Genomic DNA, 18,088 nt, shown 5'->3' with positions numbered 1-18,088 from the left:
TCAGACCTCCCGCATCGGGCGCACGATGCGCAGGTAGAAGGCGATCACGATGAGGACCACCAGGAAGTTGATGACGCTCAGCGCGCTGGCCGTGTCGATCTGCCGGTCGCCCTGGATGATCTTGAAGGTCAGTGTGGTCGTGGTGTCCGCGTCGTACCCGGGGATCGCGCCGGTCATCGTGCGCAGGATGGGCAGCGAGTTGAACACGTTGATGACGTTGATCAGCGCGGCCACCGCGAGCGCGGGACGCAGCATCGGGAACACCACGCGCCAGTACGTCTGGGCCTTGGTCGCGCCGTCGATCTGCGCCGCCTCCAGCACGTCGCCCGGCACGGTCTGCAGGCCTGCGAGGATGACGAAGGTGGTGAACGGGACGGACACGAACACCGCCACCGCCGCCGAGGACAGGAAGCCCGAGACCGGGTTCTTCAGGAAGCCGTAGGGCTGCGCCATCACGCCGGTGTCGACCAGGAACTGGTTGATCACCCCGTAGAACGGGTCGAGGCCGTAGACGAAGATCGTCGAGGTCATCACCACCGAGGCCGCCCACGGCACGATGACCGCCAGCCGCACGACGGTGCGGCCGGGGAACGTCTTGTTCAGGAACTGTGCCAGCACCAGCGAGACCAGCACGCTGATGAGCACCACGCCGACAACCCACACCGCTGTGTTGAGGAAGACCCGCGGCAGGTGCCCGAGCGCGAAGACCTTCCCGTAGTTGTCCCAGCCCGCCCAGCCCAGGTCGGTGCCGAACCGGGAGATGTCGCGGAACGACGTGTAGAACATGTAGCCCGCCGGGTACACCACGACACCGCCGATCAGCAGCAGCGCGGGCGCCAGCCACGGCAGGGCCTGCAAGGTCGACTCCCGGGTGACCTTGCGGCGTCGGGCCTTGGGCGGGGCGGCGGTCGGGTCGATCACTGGCACAAACTCCCTCGGTTCTCTCAGAACCGTGGGTGGCGACCGATGCCCCGGTCGCCACCCACGGACGGGCGGACGGCTCGCAGGGGTCAGCCGCCCGCGTCCACCTTGGCCTGGATCTCCTTCAGCACGTCAGGGGCGGGCTTGGTCTGGATCTGACCCACCAACTGCTTGAACGCGCCGGAGGCGGTGCTCCACGCCGGATTCGTGGCCGGGTAGAACTTCGCGCCGGGAAGCGCGTCGATGAACTCCTTGAGCTCCGGTTTGGCCGCGGCGGCCTCGCCCCCGGACTTGGTGGCCGGGATGAAGCCCTCGTTGTCGTTGAACTTGACGTAGTTGTCCTTCTCGTAGAAGAAGTCCAGGAACTTGCGGATCGCTTCCTGCTTCTTCCCGTCCTTCTTGAACCCGACGAAGTAGTCGGCGACACCGAGGGTGGCGGGCTTGCCGTCCTTGGTCGGGCTCGGCGCGATCGCCCACTGCAGGGCCGGGTTCTTCTCCTTGATCTGGCCGACGACCGGCGGCAGGCCGGTGATCATGCCGATCTTGCCCTGGATGAACACGTTGATCAGCGGCGTGCGGTTGGTCGCGCCGGGGTCGGCCTGGGTGGCCTTCTCGTCGATCATCTTCTTCATGAAGGTGAGCGCCTCGGTCGCCTGCGGGGTGTCCACGGTGATCTTCGAGCCGTCACCCCACGACGCGCCCGCGCCGTAGGCCCAGATGGAGGTCTCGCCCTGGGCTTCCTCGTTGCCCAGCGGCATGCCGTAGCCGCTGACGCCGTCGCCGAGGGCGGAGATCTTCTTGGCGGAGTCGAGCAACTCGTCCCAGGTCTTGGGGGGAGCCGCGATGCCCGCCTTGGCGAACAGTTCCTTGTTGTAGAACAGCGCGCGCGTCGAGGCGACCGTCGGCACGCCGTACGCGGTGCCGTCGATGGCCGCGCTCTGCACGAACGCGGGCACCACGTCGGCCAGCGTCGCGGGGGAGACGATCTCGTCGGCCTTGAACAGCAGGCCTTCCTTGCCGTAGGCCGGGCCCGCCGAGTCGAGTTCGAGGATGTCCGGCGCCTTCTGGCCCTGGATCTTCGTGTCGAGGACCTTGTAGATGTCGTCCCAGCTCTGCACTTCGAGCTTGACCTTGATGGTGGGGTTCTTGGCCTCGAACGCCTTGACCAGGTCTTCCCAGTAGGGCTTGGTCTTGTCGCCGTAGGACGGGACCATCAGCTCGAGCTCGGTGTTCCCACCGGCGCCGCTGTCGGATCCGCCCCCGCACGCGACCAAGCCGAGCGTCGCCGCGGTGGCGATCGCTGCAGCCTTGATGACACGCCTCAACTTTTCCTGCCTTCCTGCTGGACCGATTCGCCGGCGCTGCCGGACGACCGGGCGATGCAAACTTACGATTGAGAAAGGGCACTTCTAATCACTTGTAAGCAGATTTCGAACATGTTCCCCCTTGCTCTCCGGTTCGTCAACGGTCTCGGGCGAGCTTTGACGCCTGTTGCATGAATGCAACACGAAGCAGTGACAGCTCGCCCGTCATGCGCTAGACATGTCGGAACCTGCTCGAAGATGCTCGAAGTGAGGGCTTAATGCGCAGAAGTGTTCAGATATGTCGAAATATGGGGATTCTTGCCGCCACCGCGGCGGTGGCGACCACGTTGCTCTCCGCGCCCGCGGCCACCGCCGCGGAACCCGGGCAACTCGGCGCCGTCACCGGATTCGCGGCCGACAAGGCCACGTTCACCCTCGACGCCGGCCAGGCGAAGGTGCGCGTCGTCTTCCTGCGTGACGACGTCTTCCGGATCTGGCTCGCCCCCGACGGCCAGTTCACCGACCCGGCCAACACTCCGCCGACCGACCCGGCCGCGCCGAAGTCCGACATCGTCGTGAAGAAGGACTACGCCGCGCCCGCCGCCACCTGGTCCGACCGGGGCGACCACTACTCGCTGCGCACCCGCTCCGCCGAGGTGCGCGCCTACAAGAACCCGCTGCGCTTCGCCCTGCACCGGGCCGACGGCAGCCAGGTGTGGTCCGAGCGGGCGCCGCTCGCCTGGACCGCCACCAGCGCCACCCAGTCGTTGGACCGCGGCCCGACCGAGCAGTTCGTCGGCGGCGGCATGCAGAACGGCCGCTTCTCCCACCGCGACAAGACCATCAAGATCTCCCGCGACTTCAACTGGGAGGACGGCGGCAACCCCAACGCCTCCCCGTACTACATGAGCACCGCGGGCTACGGCGTCCTGCGCAACACCTTCGCGCCCGGGACGTACGCCTTCAACGAGCCGGTGGCCACCACCCATCAGGAGCAGCGCTTCGACGCCTACTACTTCGTGGGCGATCTGAAGACCTCGCTCGACCGCTACACCGAGCTGACCGGCAGGCCGTTCCTGCCGCCGATCTACGGCCTGGAGTACGGCGACTCCGACTGCTACAACCGCGGCCACTACCGCCCCGGCGTCGACCCCGACCCACGCAACGACGGCAAGTACCACCCGGACAAGGAGATCACCCCGGACGCCGCCAAGATCGCGCAGAAGTTCGTCGACAACGACATGCCGGGCGGCTGGATGCTCGTCAACGACGACTACGGCTGTGGTTACAGCGACGACCGCGACGCTTACATCCAGAACCCCAACCCGGGCGGCGTCGAGAAGTACATCGGCACCCGTGACATCGACGCCCTGAGCGCCACCGGCGACGAACTGCGCGAACGCGGCATCGAGATGGGCCTGTGGACCGAGTCGTCGCTGGACAAGCAGCCCGAGGAGGTCGGCCAGGCGGGCGTGCGGGTGCGCAAGCTCGACGTCGCCTGGGTCGGACCGGGCTACCGGCACGCGCTCTCGGCGTGCGACACCGCGCACAAGGGTATCGAGGAGCACAGCGACGCCCGCGGTTACAGTTGGATGGTCGAGGGCTGGGCGGGCGCGCAGCGCTGCGCGGTGCAGTGGACCGGCGACCACGCGGGCACCCTGAACAACATCAAGTGGCAGATCCCGGCCATCCACGGCTCGGGCAACTCCGGCATCGCCTACTCCGCGGGTGACGTCGACGGCATCTTCGGCGGCAGTCCCACCAGCTACGTCCGGGACCTGCAGTGGAAGGCGTTCAACCCGGCCCTGATGTCGATGAGCGGCTGGTCCACGCCGAAGTTCAAGCAGCCGTGGGCCTACGGCGACCCGTACACCTCGATCAACCGGCAGTACCTCAAGCTGCGTGAGCGGCTGCTGCCCTACTTCTACAGCTACGCGGCCGAGGCGCACCGCACCGGCGCGCCGATCAACCGCTCGCTGATCCTGGAGTACCCGAACGACCCGAAGACCTGGGACGACACCACCAAGTACGAGTTCCTCGCGGGCAAGGAGTTCCTCGTCGCTCCCATGTGGACCGAGGGTGAGGTCAAGGACGGCATCTACCTGCCCGAGGGCATCTGGATCGACTACTGGTCCGGCCAGGCCCACCAGGGCCCGAAGACGGTCGACGGCTACCATGCGCCGCTGGACCGGCTGCCGCTGTTCGTCAAGGCCGGCGCGGTCGTGCCGATGTGGCGTGAGGGCATCACCGGCCACGCCCAGCAGAAGCCGGGCGACCGCGTGACCGTCGACGTCTACCCGCAGGGCGACTCGTCGTTCTCGATGTACGAGGACGACCGCGTGACCCGGGCGAGCCGCGAAGGCAAGTCGGCCACGCAGAAATTCGACGTGTCCGCGCCGAAGCAGGGCTACGGCACGGTCGCGGTGCGCATCGGTGAGAGCGTCGGCGACTACGCGGGCAAGCCCGCCGCCCGGCCCTACGAGCTGACCGTGCACACTGGCACCAATCCCAACGCGGTCCAGGCGGACGGCGGGGCGCCGCTGGCCCAGCTGCGCACCAAGGCCGAGTACGACGCGGCCCAGACCGGCTGGTTCTACGACCAGAACGACCGTCGCGGCGTCGTGCACGTGAAGACGGCACCGGTGTCCACCGGGGCGTCGTCGACGATCAACCTCTACGGCACCACCTCGGTGGGCGGCGGCCGGGTGAGCGACACCTTCGGCACGTCCACACTGTCCACTCCGGACATGTGGGCCGCGGCGGGCGCGCCGACCGAGGTCGCCGCGGAGTTCCGCAACGGGACCGAGATCCCGGTGCAGGACGTCCGGCTCGCTCTCACCCTGCCCCAGGGCTGGACCGCCACGGCCAAGGGGAACACCACCCATTCGGTGGTGTTCGCGGGCAAGAGTGTTCGGACCGTGTTCGCCGTGACCCCGCCCGCCGCCGCGGTCGGCAGTCACACGATCAAGCTGGACACCAGCTACGTCGCGGCGGGTGTCAAACACACCAGCAGCGCCGTGGGCCGGGCCCAGGTTCCCTTCGGCTCGGTGGCGGCGGCGTACAACACCGTCGGCATCACCGACGCGGCCACCTACGGCGCGGGCAAGTTCGACCCGGACGGCAACAGCTTCCCGGCCGAACTCCTCGCCGCCCAGGGCTACACCCCGGGCGCGACGGTGACCGTGCAGGGAGCCCAGTTCACCTGGCCCGCCGCGGCCGCGGGAACACCCAACATGGTCAAGGGTCAGGGTCAGCCGATCCTGGTCTCCGGAACCGGCACGCACCTGGCGTTCCTCGGCGCGGGCGCGAGTACCAGCGCGCGTGGCACCGTGACGGCGATGTACACCGACGGCACGGAATCGACGCACACGCTGGCCTTCCCGAACTGGTCGTTCCAGGACGCGGCCACCGGCGGGGCGAAACTGGCGGTGGCGGTGAAGGGTCGGTACACCCCCACTGGTCTGGCCAACACCGATGTCGCCTACCGAGTCTTCTACAACACGGTGGAGTTGGCCAAGGGCAAGACGATCCGCGCGGTCAAGCTGCCCGCGGGCGCGGCGTTCGGCGTCTTCGCCGCGGCCGTGCACGACCGGCCGCTGCCGCCCGCGCCGAAGGGTGAGGCGTTCGTCAGCGATCTCGAATGGCTGAGTTCGACGAACGGTTGGGGACCGGTGGAACGGGACCGCAGCAACAACGAGAGCGCCGCGGGCGACGGCAAGCCGATCACCCTCAACGGCACGGTTTACACAAAGGGTCTCGGCGCGCACGCGCCTTCCAACGTTCGGGTGAACCTTGGTGGTGTCTGCTCTTCCTTCAGCGCGAAGGTCGGTGTGGACGACGAGATGGGTGACAGCAGTCCGTCCACTGTGGTCTTCAAGGTCGTGGTGGACGGGGTGGAGAAGTACGCCTCACCGGTGCTGAGGCCCACGTCGGCCACGGTTTCGGTGCGGGTTCCGGTCACCGGGGCGCGCACGCTGGAACTGGTGATCGCCGACGGCGGCGACGGCATCGCCAGCGATCACGGGGACTGGGCGGAGGCAAAACTGTCCTGTAACCCCTAGCCGAAAAGCGGCGGGGCGGGTGACCAGGCGTACTGGTCGCCCGCCCCGTTCTCGTTTCCTGGGCCATTCGGGGGATACCGGCGGGTAGCACAGTCGATCAAGGTTGCGTCGCGAAACTATCGCCTATATATAGAAATACGGTGAGCCGCTGGTCACCGAACTGTCACGCGCGGTCTCATGTCCGCGGCCGGTACTGCGGTAGCATCGCCCGCGTCGCAGAGCCCCCCAGCCATTTGGTCTGGCCACGCTACATAGACTTGATCATGGTCGTCGGTCGCTGTCGGTCGTCTCGTACAGGAAGGACCAGATGTCTGAATCGCCATCGCCGGAGACGCCTCAGCCCAACCGCGCCGCCCGGCTGGAGAACGACTACTCGCGAGTGAGCGAGCGTCTCCAGGCCCGGCTTTTACAGATCGGACTGTCCCTGCTGGCGGTAGTGGTCCTCGGCGGTGGCGCCGGGATCCTGTCCATCGCCATGAATCCCGCGTCGGCCCTGGTCGCGTCGGTGAGCGTGGTGGCGGGCTGTGTGATCACGGTCATGATCGCGCTGCTGTGCGCCGGGTCCGCGGCCCGCAAGATCCGGCTCCCCGCGCACCGCGCGTCCGTCGCGGTCTACGCCCAGCGTCCGCTGTCTCCGGCACCCGCTCCCGCGCCGACACCCGCGCCCGCGCCGTCGCCGTCGCCCACGCCTGCCGAGCAGGCGTACGAGGCGGCGCGCAGGCCGCAGCCCGCGCCGCTCTGGGCGCACCCGGACGAGCTTCCCGCCACGCTTACCGACGACCCCGGCCAGCGCCGCGAGGTGTTCGTCAAGCTGGCGCGCCGACTCCAGTCGCTGATCAACCGGTCCATCCAGCGCATCGACCAGCTGGAGCAGGACAACGAGGACCCGGTGCTGCTCGACGGTCTCTACGAGATCGACCACCTCTTCACCCTCGCGCGCCGACAGGGCGAGAACCTGGCGGTCCTCGGTGGCGAGCCGCCGCAGCGCCGGTCGAACCGGCCGGTCAGCGTGTACGCGGTGCTGCTCGCCGCGGTGTCCGAGGCCGAGCACTACCGGCAGATCGCGATCGTGCCGGTGGAGGACGTCGAGATCCACGGCCACGCGGTCGCCGAGATCATCCACCTGCTCGCCGAACTCCTCGAGAACGCCACCCGCTTCACCTCCCCGGACGGGCCGAAGGTCGAGGTCCGCGCGCACAAGGTCACCGCGGGTCTCGCCATCGAGGTCCAGGACCGCGGCCTCGGGATGAGCCACGACGATCTGGAGCGGATCAACCACCTGCTCGACGGCTCGACCCGCATCGACGTCAGCGAGCTGCTGCAGGATGGCCGCATCGGCCTCGCCGTCGTGCGTGAACTCGCCCGGCGCCACGGCATCCGGGTGCGGCTGCAGTCGAACATCTTCGGCGGCATCGCCGCGGCCGTCGTCATCCCGCCACACCTGCTCAGCGAGTCGCAACCCGCGCCCGACACGCGCCGCCGCGTCCAGCCCTCGCCTGTGCAGCGGGAGCGTCGGGTCGAGCAGCAGGCCATCCCGGCCGCACCCGAGCCCCTGCGGGCCGCGCCGGAACCGAGCCCGCAGCCGAGTCCGCAGCCTGCCGCTCCCGGGCTCACCGCGCCGCCGCTCAGCGCCCCCGCGCTCAGCTCCGTGCACCTGACCCAGCCGACGAGCAGGCGGCAGCCGCCCGCCGAGCCCGAGCAGGCGCCCGCCGACCACGAGCAGGCCGACGAGCAGCACTGGGCCAAGGAAGCCGCGCTGCCGGAACTCCCGGTGCGAGCCCCCGGCCGGTCCTACAACGAGCTGCGGACCGGTGTGCTCGACGACGCCGAGGAGCCCGCCGCCCAGGAGCAGGCAGGCAACCAGCCGCCGCCGCTGCCGCAGCGCCGGGGCACCCACCTGCGGGAGGAACTGTTGGAACCGCCCGCGCCCGCGCCATCCATCACCGGGCACAACACTCGCTTGATGGCCGCGGTCCAGGAGGGCCGCGACCACTGGCTCACCGAGCAGATCCGTGAAGCTTCACCGCATGAGCCGACCCAAGCACCTACCAGAGGAGAATCCGCCGCATGGCCGACGACCTGAACTGGCTCCTTCGCCGCCTGGTCGAGGCAGTTCCCAACACACGCAGCGCCCTGTTGCTGTCGGTCGACGGGATCCCGAAGTACTGGTACGGACTGGACATCGACGGCGCCGACCGTCTCGCGGCCCTGGCCAGCAGCATGCGCTCGCTGGCCAACCAGGTGGGCACGACGTTCAGCAGCGGCGGCGCCGAGGGTGTGCGTCAGGTGATCACCGAGCTCAACGAGATCATCCTGTTCGTCACCGCCGCCGGCGCGGGCAGCGTGCTGGCCGTGATCGCCGACCAAGAGGTCGACGCGGGCATCCTGAGCTATGAGATGCAGCGGTTGTGCACCCAGGTGCCCGCCGTCCTGGAGACTCCTGCCCGATACCAGGTCGCGGCGCCCCCGAGCAACGGGTCCCGGTGACGATGGCTGGTACGGGCGAGGATCCCGACGCGGACGCGGATCTGTTCGGTGTCCGTCCCTACGCCGTGACCGATGGGCGCACCCAGCCCAGCACACCATTGGACCTGATGTCGCTGGTCCGGGCCACGGGCGGCGGCATGGTCGCGCCCGAACGGCTCGGCGTGGAGCACGCCCAGGCGCTGCGCCTGTGCCAGGTGCCGACGTCGGTCGCCGAGATCGCCGCGCACCTGCGCCGCCCGGTCACCGTGGCGAAGGTCCTGTTGTCCGACCTGATCGAACTGGGGGCTGTGATCGCCAGATTCCCGCCAAGCACGTCCTATTCCAACGACCCAGACGTCCTGCGGGCGGTGATCGATGGCCTCCGCCGGATCGTTTGAGCAGTTCCCGATCCAGGTCAAGATCCTCATCGCGGGCGGCTTCGGGGTCGGGAAGACCACCTTCGTCGGCGCGGTGAGCGAGATCGAGCCGCTGACCACCGAGGAGACGCTGACCGCGGCGAGCGTCGGCACGGACAGCGTGGCCGGTGTGGAGAGCAAGACGACCACAACGGTCGCCATGGACTTCGGCCGCATCTCCTTGACCGACAAGAACTTGGTGCTGTATTTGTTCGGCACGCCCGGGCAAGATCGTTTCTGGTTCATGTGGGACGAACTTTCCCGCGGCGCGCTCGGCGCGGTCGTCCTCGCCGACACCCGCAGGCTGCAGGACTGCTTCAGTGCCGTCGAGTTCTTCGAACGGCGTGACATCAAGTTCATCGTCGCGCTCAACGAGTTCGAAGGCGGCTACTTCTACGACGACGCACAGGTGCGGGAGGCGCTCGCGCTGAAGCCACATGTGCCGCTCGTCCGGTGCGACGCCCGCCGGACCCGCTCGGCGAGCGAGGTGCTGATCGCCCTGCTCGAATCCGTCCTCGCGACGTTCGACGTCGCCGGGACGACTGCCCCAGTCCCTAGGATCCGGAGCCATCCATGAACTACGACATGATCGACTCCCGGCTGCTCACCGCGCCCAACGACCCGGAGGTCGGCAGGCGGCTGGTGCGGCTGCAGGAACTCGGGCTCGGCGGCACCCCCGACCCGGAGTTCGACGCTTTCGCCACGGAACTGGCGGAGGCGGCCGACGCCCCCTACGCGATGGTCAACTTCATCGGCGAGAACGAGCAGTACTTCGCCGGGCTGCACGTGCCGTCGAGTGTCCAGGCGGACGCGTTGAAGGCCGCGCAGTCGTCATCGAGCGCCACCCCGAGCCGCACGATGGCCCGAGACCACGGCTACTGCCCGCACGTCGTGGTGCGCCGCAAGGCTTTGGTCCTCGACGACGTGTGCTCCTACCCGCGCTTCGCGGTGAACCCGGTGATCAACTCGATCGGCGTCCGCGCCTACATGGGCGCCCCGCTGATCGACCGGACAGGCACGGCACTGGGCACGATCTGCGTCGTGGCCACCGAGGAGAGCCACTGGGGCCGCCCGGGCCTGGAACTGATCAAGTCGATGGCCGCCAAGGTGGTCGACCTGATCCACCAGCGCGAGCGCTGACTACCAACGGCGTTCGGATGAGGCGATGGTGGGGTGGCGGCGCCGATCGCCACCCCCAATCGCAAGGGGCAGAGCGGACCGGCGTGTTTGTGTGATCAGCCACTACCCACGCACCCGAATCAAGGCGAACCACCCAACCAGGCGCCAGCAACGTTGAACCGGCGGGCGAACCCCCAACAGGCACCACGCACCCAAAGCCGCGCGTGGACCTACCCAGCGTTGCGCAGAAAAGTACTGCCAGACCTGAGTTCAGCCGCGAACCGCTCCGACCACTGGTCCCGATAGGTGCCCAGCGCCACCTCGGCCAGACGCAACCGCTGCACATCCGAAGTGCCCGCCGGAGCATAAATATGGTTGGCGTCGCGGAAGAAGCGTTCGATATGGCGGTCGGGATCGAGCGCGTACGCCGCGTGCACCTCCATCGCCGTGCGTGCGGCGTCCAAAGAGGATTCAACGTTGAGCAGTTTGGCGTTGATCAGGTCCGCGTCACACGGGATGCCCTGGTCGAGTAGGTGCGCGGCGTGGTATGCGGCGAGTCGGCAGATCATCAACTGGGACTGGAGCTGGCCGAGTTTCTGTTTGACGGTCGGGAGTTCACTCAGGGACTCGCCGTAGCGCTGGTGCTCCTTGGTGAACTGGACAGTCCGCTCGACCAGAGCCTGGTGGATTCCCAGGGAGACGGCCGTCAGGTTCGGCCGCCCATAGAGGACGCTCGACGAGTACGCCACCGAAAGTCCGTCGCCCTCGACCCCGAGCAGGTTCTCCGCCGGGACCCGGCAGTCGTCGAAGATCAGCTCGCCGAAGCTGAAGCCGTGCAGTCCCATCGCGGGCCGGTGTGGGCCGAGGGAGAATCCGGGTGTGGTGGACTCGACCAGGAACGCCGACATCCCCTTCGAACCGGGCCCGGTGCGCACGACCACGCCATGCAGGTCGCCGACGTGGCTGTTTCCGACGAACACCTTCCGCCCGTTGAGGACGTAGTCGCCGTTCACTCGTTTGGCGGTGGCGGTCATCCCGGCGACGTGTCCACCGGACTCGGGCTCGGTCACGGCGATCGTCGGCAGGCACCGGCCGTCGCTGATGGCGGGCAGCCAGCGCCACTTCTGGTACTCGTTGCCGAAGTGCACGATCTTCGCGACGCCCAGCTGCGAGGCCTGCACCATCGCGCCCATCGCGCCGCTGACCCGCGACAACTCCTCGATGATGATCGTCTTCGCCAGGTGGCCCAGCCCCATGCCGCCGTAGCGGGGGTTCACCGTCACGCCGATCCAGCCCTGCTGGGCGATCAGTCGGGACAATTCGAAATGGACCGCCCGGGACTCTTCCATCTCGGCTACCCGGGGCGCCACCTTGCTCTCCGCGAACTCCCGGACCTGCTCACGCAACTGTTCGTGGCGGGCTGTCGTGAAGTAGCTGGTCGACTGGGCGGCGAGGTTCACTGCGGTCCCCTAAATATCTCGTCACCGACCAACGCGACTCCGGCTTGGAGTGCCGGGGAGTAACCCTGCCATCGACGCTGCGTGTGCGGTACCACCTACTTGGTGATTCCTGGGGTCCATGATCCTTTGTTACTGGCGAGTTCGATCACGTGCAGTGATCACTCCTGTTAGGAACCACTGTCGGACGTCGTTTACCCGCAGTGGTTTCCGTCACTGCTGAGAACGTTGCGACTGTTCGGTCTATTCGCTGTTTGGACGGTTGTTTGTCATCCGGGTGACAAGTTCCGCCCCCGTCAGACCTCACCTGACGGGGGCGGAGCGTCGTGGGTCGATGGGGGCGGGCGGCGTCGAATTTCCGCCCGCCCCATCAGGGTTGCGCTACGTAGTCGCCATCACCGCCCGACCGCGGTGATCTCGGCCGCGGATGTCCACGGTCCGCCGTTCACTTCGGACAGTGCGCGCAGCCGGAGGTACCGTCCGGTCTTCGCGGTGAAGGACAACGCTTTCTCTGTTGTTCCGCCGCTGAAGGTTCCGGTCGCGACGGGTGTTCCCCAACTCGTGGTGCTGTCGCTGACGTAGACCTCGTACTGGCCGATCGTCCCGTTGACACCGCCGTCTTGTCTTGGCAGGTAACGGAGTCCGTCGATCTGGTAGCTCGCCCCGAGGTTGATCTGCACCTCGTGGGGGAGTGGGTCCGAGCCGCCGGACCACTTGGTGTGCCAGTAGGTCGCGGTGTTGCCGTCGATGGCGTTGCTCGCCGGTTCCCCGGTCTGCTGGCTGCTTGCCGAGACAATGCTCTGTCCCGCCTTGGGGATCGGCGCCGACGCGGCCGCGGGCTTGCCGAGCGTGGTGATCTCCGCGACCGATGTCCACGGTCCACCGTTCACTTCGGACAGTGCGCGCAGTCGGAGGTACCGTCCGGTCTTCGCGGTGAACGACAGGGCCTTCTCAGTTGTTCCGCCGCTGAAGGTTCCGGTCGAAACCGGTGTTCCCCAGGTGGTGCTGCTGTCGCTGACGTAGACCTCGTACTGTCCGATGGTTCCGTTGACGCCGCCGTCTTGCCTTGGCAGGTAACGGAGTCCGTCGACCTGGTAGCTCGCCCCGAGGTCGACCTTGATCTCGTGCGGCGGCGCCGGGTCCGGGTCGACGTTCGACCACGCGGTGTGCCAGATGGTGCCGGTGTTGCCGTCGATGGCGTTGCTGCCGGGCTGTCCGGTTTCCTGGCTGTCCACCGAGAGGACCGTCTGGCCCGCCTTGGGGATGGGCTGGCTGCCGGTCGGGATGGCGTTCGCCGCGGGCAGCGTCGTGCCGGTCGCGGTGACGGTGAACGCGGTCGACGTGCTCTGCGTGCCGGCCTTGACGTGGAGCACGCCCGCCCGGTCGGCCGGGTCGAAGAACCAGCCGGTCGTGGCGCTGTCGTAGGCGGACTTGGTGGTGTGCTTGACAAGCGTGGTCGTGCCTAGCGTCACCGCACTCGGTGCGGAGGCCACGTGAACGGCGAAGTCGTAGCCGCGGTTGGCGAGCTTGCCGGTGTACGTGCCGACGCTGGCGCCGACCTGGATGCGCACGTCGCCCGTGCCCGAGGTGGGGGCGGTGACGTCGACCTTCTGCTTGGCGAAGGCGCCGGTCTGGTAGGACCGGGTCAGACCGTCGTCCTCGTACAGCGAGAACGTCGAGGTGCCGCGCGGGTGGATGTCGTAGGTGATCGGCGTGGTGGGCTTCTCGCCGCTGCGGTTCATCTGCGGCCACATCGGGACGATCCCGCCGCCCTTGACGAACAGCGGCAGCGTGTCCAGTGGCGCGTTGTACCCGTTGAGCCAGCCCGGTCCGGCGTAGGTCTTGCCTGTCCAGTAGTCGGTCCAGGTGCCGGCGGGCAGGTAGATGCCGTCGCGCACGGTGGTGTCGCTGGTGACCGGGGCGACCAGGAACGAGTCGCCCGACATGAACTGCTGGCTGGTCTGGTTGCCCCGGGCGACCGGGTCGTTCGGGTATTCCAGGACCATGGCCCGGGTCGACGGGGTGCCGGTCTCGGTCGCGACCCGGCTCATCGAGTACAGGTATGGGGTCAGCCGCATCTTGAGCTTGAGGTACTTGCGGTTGATCGACAGCGTCGGCTCGGCCCAGCGCCACGGCTGCTTGTCGCTGAACCCGGTCGACGGGTTCGCCGGGCCCCAGCCGGACATGGTCATCAGGGCCGGGGTGAACGCCTTCCACTGCAGGTCGCGCGCGTAGGTCTTGGCGCTGCCGCCGTAGATGCCGTCCACATCACCGGCCGCGTAGTTCAACGCGGACAGGCCCGCGCCGGTGATCGCCGGTACGTGCCAGCGCATGTCGTCCCAGGTGCCGTGGGTGTCGCCGCTCCAGACGACCGCGTTGCGCTGGGTGCCCGCCCAGCCGTCGACGGTCCAGACGAAGCGGCGGGCGTCGCTGTTGTTCTCGATGCCGTTCACGGCCTGCTGCACGCCGTCGAACGCCTTCTCGTAGCCGTAGCCGATCCAGGCGACGTCGGTCTTGACCGCCCGGCTGCCGGACACGCCGACCTCGTTGCCGATGTTCGCCAGCCCGGTCGAGGTCCACAGCCCGGTCTTCATGCCCCGGGCCTGCAGCTGCGAGACCACGTTCGTCAGGTTGGTGTACCCGCAGCCGTAGCCGTCGTTGGGCAGGAACCAGCCGGAGGGCATGTCGGCCGCGACCGCCTGGTCGGCGTACTTGACCACGTCGGGCGTGGTCTGGTGGTCGATCCGGTTGTGATCTCCGGTGTAGTCGGGGTTCGAGGCGTTCCAACAGTCGGCGTTGCCCATCTCGAAGCCCCAGATCGGGGCGAGGAAGGGTTTGCCGGTGACGTCGGTGTACCGGTTGAGCACGTCCTTCGGGCCGTCGCCGACGAAGTAGAACGCGTCGAACCTGGTCTCGTTGTGCCGCAGGCCGACGGTGGACATGAAGTCGTACTGCCCGGTCGCCCAGGTGTTGCGCACGACGCCGTAGCCGTTGGTGGACAGGTAGAACGGCGCGGGCGAGGCGTTCTTGCCCTCCTTCCAGGTGTTGTCGATCGCGACGGGGACCGAGAGGTCGCGCAGCGCCCAGGCGCCGAGGCGGAACCCGGTGCCGTAGAACTGCTCGTCGGCGCCGCGGACCAGACTCTGTGTGGCGGAGCCGGTCTGCCAGGTCAGGCCGGTCGACTCCTTCCAGACCGGCGTGGTGTTGTCGGCCCGGTAGAGCTCGAAGCGCAGCGGGGACTTGTAGGCCCGCAGGGTCACCGCGCTGGTGTTCATCCGGTAGTAGGTGCCCGCGTCCGACCAGGTCGTGTTGACCGCACCGAAGTCGGTCTTTATAGCGATCTTGCCCGCCACCGGGTCGCTGAACGAGCCGGTGGGCGCGAGCCACAGCCGGAACACGCCGGGCTGGGCGAAGCTCACCCGCACCTTGGGCGTTCCCGCCGAGATCTCATAGGTGGACCCGTTCGGGGTGAACGCGGTGATGTTGCCCAGGGTGGCCGCTGACGCGGTTCCGGTGCTGATTAGGGGGAGTACGGCAGCGCCGAGGACGGCGGCGGCGAGTAAGGCGAGTCGACGGGACAGTCGGGCTCTCATGACTAGACCTCTCGGGTGGAGGGCAGGGGGAGTCTCCAGCGAGCGTGCTTGTTTTAGATTGAAGCGGGGTAGTTTTGTGCAGGATTACGCAGAACTGTCTCTCTTGCGCCACCTGCTGTCAATGCCCCGCTTGGCCGCCTGTGGCAGCGTGCTGTTGATTTCTGTTCATTACGACAGATGAATGAACAACTGTTGACATCTTTCGTGCAGGCACGCTTCACTCTTTTGGTCTGGACCACTACTTTGCTCGGTTCCCGTCCCCTGCTTCCGAAGGACACCGATGGCCTCCAAGCGATTGTTGGCGCGCGCCACGCTCGCCGCTCTCTTACTCCTGACCACGGTCGGCGGCGTCGTCGTCGCGGGCCCGGCCGCGGCCGCCGCGGCGAACGAGAAACCGCGGACGATCCCCGCCCTGCGGGAATGGACCGGCGGCACCGGCTCCTACTCGTTCATGCCCACGAGCCGGATCGTGCGGGACTCCGCCGCGCTCGCCTCGACCAGTCAGACCTTCGCCGAGGACCTGAAGTCCTTGACGGGCACCGACATCGCGCAGGTCGCGGGCACCGCCGCCGACCTGCGGGCGGGCGACATCCTGCTCTCCCTCGGCTCGACGGACACCGCTCTCGGTGCCGAGGGTTACGCGCTGTCCATCACGGACCGGATCACTGTGTCCGCGCGCGACGACAGGGGAGCCTTCTATGGCACCCGCACGATTTTGCAGCTGCTCAAGCAGGGCACGTCCATCCCGCAGGGCACCGCGCGCGACTGGGCGCTCAAGCCCGAGCGCGGCCTGATGGTCGACAACGGCCGCAAGTACTTCACCCCGCACTGGCTGCGCGACCACGTCAAGGAACTGGCCTATCTCAAGCTGAACTACTTCCACCTGCACCTGTCGGACAACAAGGGCTTCCGGATCGAGTCGACCAAGCACCCGGAGTACGTCTCCGCCCAGCACCTGACCAAGCAGGAGGTCACCGACCTCATCGCGTTGGCGGCGAAGTACAAGATCACCGTCGTGCCGGAACTCGACGCGCCCGGCCACATGGACCCGATCCTCGCCGCGCACCCGGAGCTCAAGCTCGTCAGCAACACCGGCACGGTCAACCACGGGTTCATCGACCTGAGCAAGGACGCGGCCTACACGCTCATCAAGGACATCTACGACGAGTATTTGCCGCTGTTCCCTGGCCCGTACTTCCACATCGGCGCCGACGAGTACGTCACCGACTACAACGCCTACCCGCAGCTGCAGACCTACGCGCGCGCCAAGTACGGCGCCACCGCGAACGCCAAGGACGCCTACCTCGGCTTCGTCAACTGGGCCAACGGAATCGTGCGCGCGGCGGGCAAGACCACCCGCGCCTGGAACGACGGGCTGTTCGGCGGCAGTGCCGTCACGGTGAACCCGAACATCATCGTCGAGTTCTGGTACAACTACGGCCTTTCCCCGCAGAAGCATCTCGACAACGGCCACCTGATCTCCAACGAGAGCTGGACCCCCACCTACTACGTGCTCTACTCCAATGGCCCTGGCGGCCCGAGCAGCCAGTGGGGATATGACACCTGGAACCCGGACCTGTTCCAGGGCAGCCAGAGCATCGACGCGGCCTCGCGGTCGAAGAATCTGGGCTCCAAGCTGCACGTCTGGTGTGACTACCCGGAGGTGGCGACCGAGGCCCGGATCGCCTCGGACATCAAGGACGGGCTGCGCATGATCGCGCAGCAGACGTGGGGCTCGCCCAAGCTGGTGGCCACCTGGTCGTCGTTCACGTCGGTGATCTCCACGATCGGCCGCAACCCTGCGTGGCCGACAGCCGCGCAGCCGGGAAACCTTGCCTTCGGCAAGCCGGTGACGGTCTCCAGCACCGAGACCCCGGGCTTCCCCGGGGGCCATGCCGTCGACGGTGACTACGCGACCCGCTGGTCGAGCGGGTACGCCGACGGCGAGCGGATCACCGTGGACCTCGGTTCGGTGAAGCCGGTCAGCCGGGTCAAACTGACCTGGGAGGCTGCCTACGGCAGGGGATACCGCGTCGAGACGTCCACCGACGGCACGACCTGGACCGCCATTCACACCACGACGGCGGGAGATGGTGGCGTCGATGACCTCACCGGCCTGTCCGGCTCCGGTCGCTACGTCCGGATGCAGGGCACCCAGCGGGCCACGACCTACGGGTACTCGCTCTACGAGTTCGAGGTGTACTCACCGAGCCCGGTCGACTCCGGCGCCACCTACCAGATCACCGCCTCCGGCAAGGCGATCGACGTGCCCGGCTCGGCCACCGCGACCGGTACCCAGCTGATCGTGTGGGCGCCGCACACCGGCAACAACCAGCGGTTCGTCACGACAGCGAACGGCGACGGCACCTACACGCTCAAGAACGTCCACAGTGGCCTTTGCGTGGACGTCAACGGGGGCTCGGCCACCGCGGGCGCCACGATCATCCAATGGACCTGCACCGGTGGGGCGAACCAACGCTGGTCACTGGTCGCCGCGGCGGCGGGCGGCTACGCCCTGGTGTCCCAGGCGAGCGGCCTTGCGGTCACCGCGGCCGCGGGCACCGACGGCGCGAAGCTCACCCAGCAGCCCGACACCGGCGCGGCTTTGCAGCGCTGGACCTTCACCAAGGTCTGACCGCGCCCCGACCCGGTGGCCCCGACCTGCGTCGGGGCCACCGCGCCGCGCGTTCTGACTGCGATCCCCAGGTCGACGGAGCAATTTCGCCAGTCGACCAGGGCGTCGACCAGTGG

General features: G+C 67.8%; 11 protein-coding genes. 7 read left to right on the top strand and 4 right to left on the bottom strand.

Features of this window, described 5'->3' with window-relative positions:
* Positions 1-921, bottom strand: coding sequence for a carbohydrate ABC transporter permease (locus GPZ80_RS23540; RefSeq protein ID WP_312880525.1), 921 nt, complete (start codon positions 919-921; stop codon positions 1-3).
* A gap of 89 nt (positions 922-1,010) precedes the next feature.
* Positions 1,011-2,246, bottom strand: a complete 1,236-nt coding sequence (locus tag GPZ80_RS23535; RefSeq protein WP_187223234.1) for an extracellular solute-binding protein — start codon at positions 2,244-2,246, stop codon at positions 1,011-1,013.
* Positions 2,247-2,533: 287 nt separating this feature from the next.
* Here GPZ80_RS23535 and GPZ80_RS23530 point away from each other — a divergent pair, with 287 nt between their 5' ends.
* From GPZ80_RS23530 to GPZ80_RS23505, 6 genes are all read left to right on the top strand, one after another.
* The gene (locus GPZ80_RS23530) at positions 2,534-6,286 is read left to right on the top strand and encodes an NPCBM/NEW2 domain-containing protein (RefSeq protein WP_222719747.1); all 3,753 of its coding nucleotides are present in this window, start codon (positions 2,534-2,536) and stop codon (positions 6,284-6,286) included.
* Positions 6,287-6,593: 307 nt separating this feature from the next.
* On the top strand, positions 6,594-8,369 hold the full coding sequence (locus GPZ80_RS23525) for a sensor histidine kinase (RefSeq protein ID WP_187223232.1): 1,776 nt from the start codon (positions 6,594-6,596) through the stop codon (positions 8,367-8,369).
* Positions 8,354-8,773, top strand: a complete 420-nt coding sequence (locus tag GPZ80_RS23520) for a roadblock/LC7 domain-containing protein (protein WP_091378103.1) — start codon at positions 8,354-8,356, stop codon at positions 8,771-8,773. Before GPZ80_RS23525 ends, GPZ80_RS23520 begins: the two co-directional genes overlap by 16 nt.
* A 2-nt stretch (positions 8,774-8,775) precedes the next feature.
* Positions 8,776-9,150, top strand: coding sequence for a DUF742 domain-containing protein (locus tag GPZ80_RS23515; protein ID WP_187223292.1), 375 nt, complete (start codon positions 8,776-8,778; stop codon positions 9,148-9,150).
* Positions 9,128-9,745, top strand: coding sequence for a GTP-binding protein (locus GPZ80_RS23510; protein ID WP_187223231.1), 618 nt, complete (start codon positions 9,128-9,130; stop codon positions 9,743-9,745). Before GPZ80_RS23515 ends, GPZ80_RS23510 begins: the two co-directional genes overlap by 23 nt.
* On the top strand, positions 9,742-10,308 hold the full coding sequence (locus GPZ80_RS23505) for a GAF domain-containing protein (protein ID WP_187223230.1): 567 nt from the start codon (positions 9,742-9,744) through the stop codon (positions 10,306-10,308). Before GPZ80_RS23510 ends, GPZ80_RS23505 begins: the two co-directional genes overlap by 4 nt.
* A gap of 209 nt (positions 10,309-10,517) precedes the next feature.
* Here the strand turns inward: GPZ80_RS23505 and GPZ80_RS33785 are convergent, their stop codons facing one another.
* Together GPZ80_RS33785 and GPZ80_RS23495 are read right to left on the bottom strand one after the other, a co-directional pair.
* Entirely contained in the window at positions 10,518-11,747 is a 1,230-nt protein-coding gene (locus tag GPZ80_RS33785) for an acyl-CoA dehydrogenase family protein (RefSeq protein WP_312880524.1), read from the bottom strand.
* Between the two features lie 392 nt (positions 11,748-12,139).
* On the bottom strand, positions 12,140-15,337 hold the full coding sequence (locus GPZ80_RS23495) for a discoidin domain-containing protein (RefSeq protein ID WP_187223229.1): 3,198 nt from the start codon (positions 15,335-15,337) through the stop codon (positions 12,140-12,142).
* Positions 15,338-15,617: 280 nt separating this feature from the next.
* Here GPZ80_RS23495 and GPZ80_RS23490 point away from each other — a divergent pair, with 280 nt between their 5' ends.
* On the top strand, positions 15,618-17,972 hold the full coding sequence (locus tag GPZ80_RS23490) for a family 20 glycosylhydrolase (RefSeq protein ID WP_187223228.1): 2,355 nt from the start codon (positions 15,618-15,620) through the stop codon (positions 17,970-17,972).
* The last annotated feature ends 116 nt before the right edge of the window (positions 17,973-18,088 follow it).

The sequence above is a fragment of the Actinokineospora xionganensis genome, assembly GCF_014323725.1.
Classification (GTDB): Bacteria; Actinomycetota; Actinomycetes; order Mycobacteriales; family Pseudonocardiaceae; genus Actinokineospora; species Actinokineospora xionganensis.
This window is presented reverse-complemented; position numbering and strand designations above follow the sequence as displayed.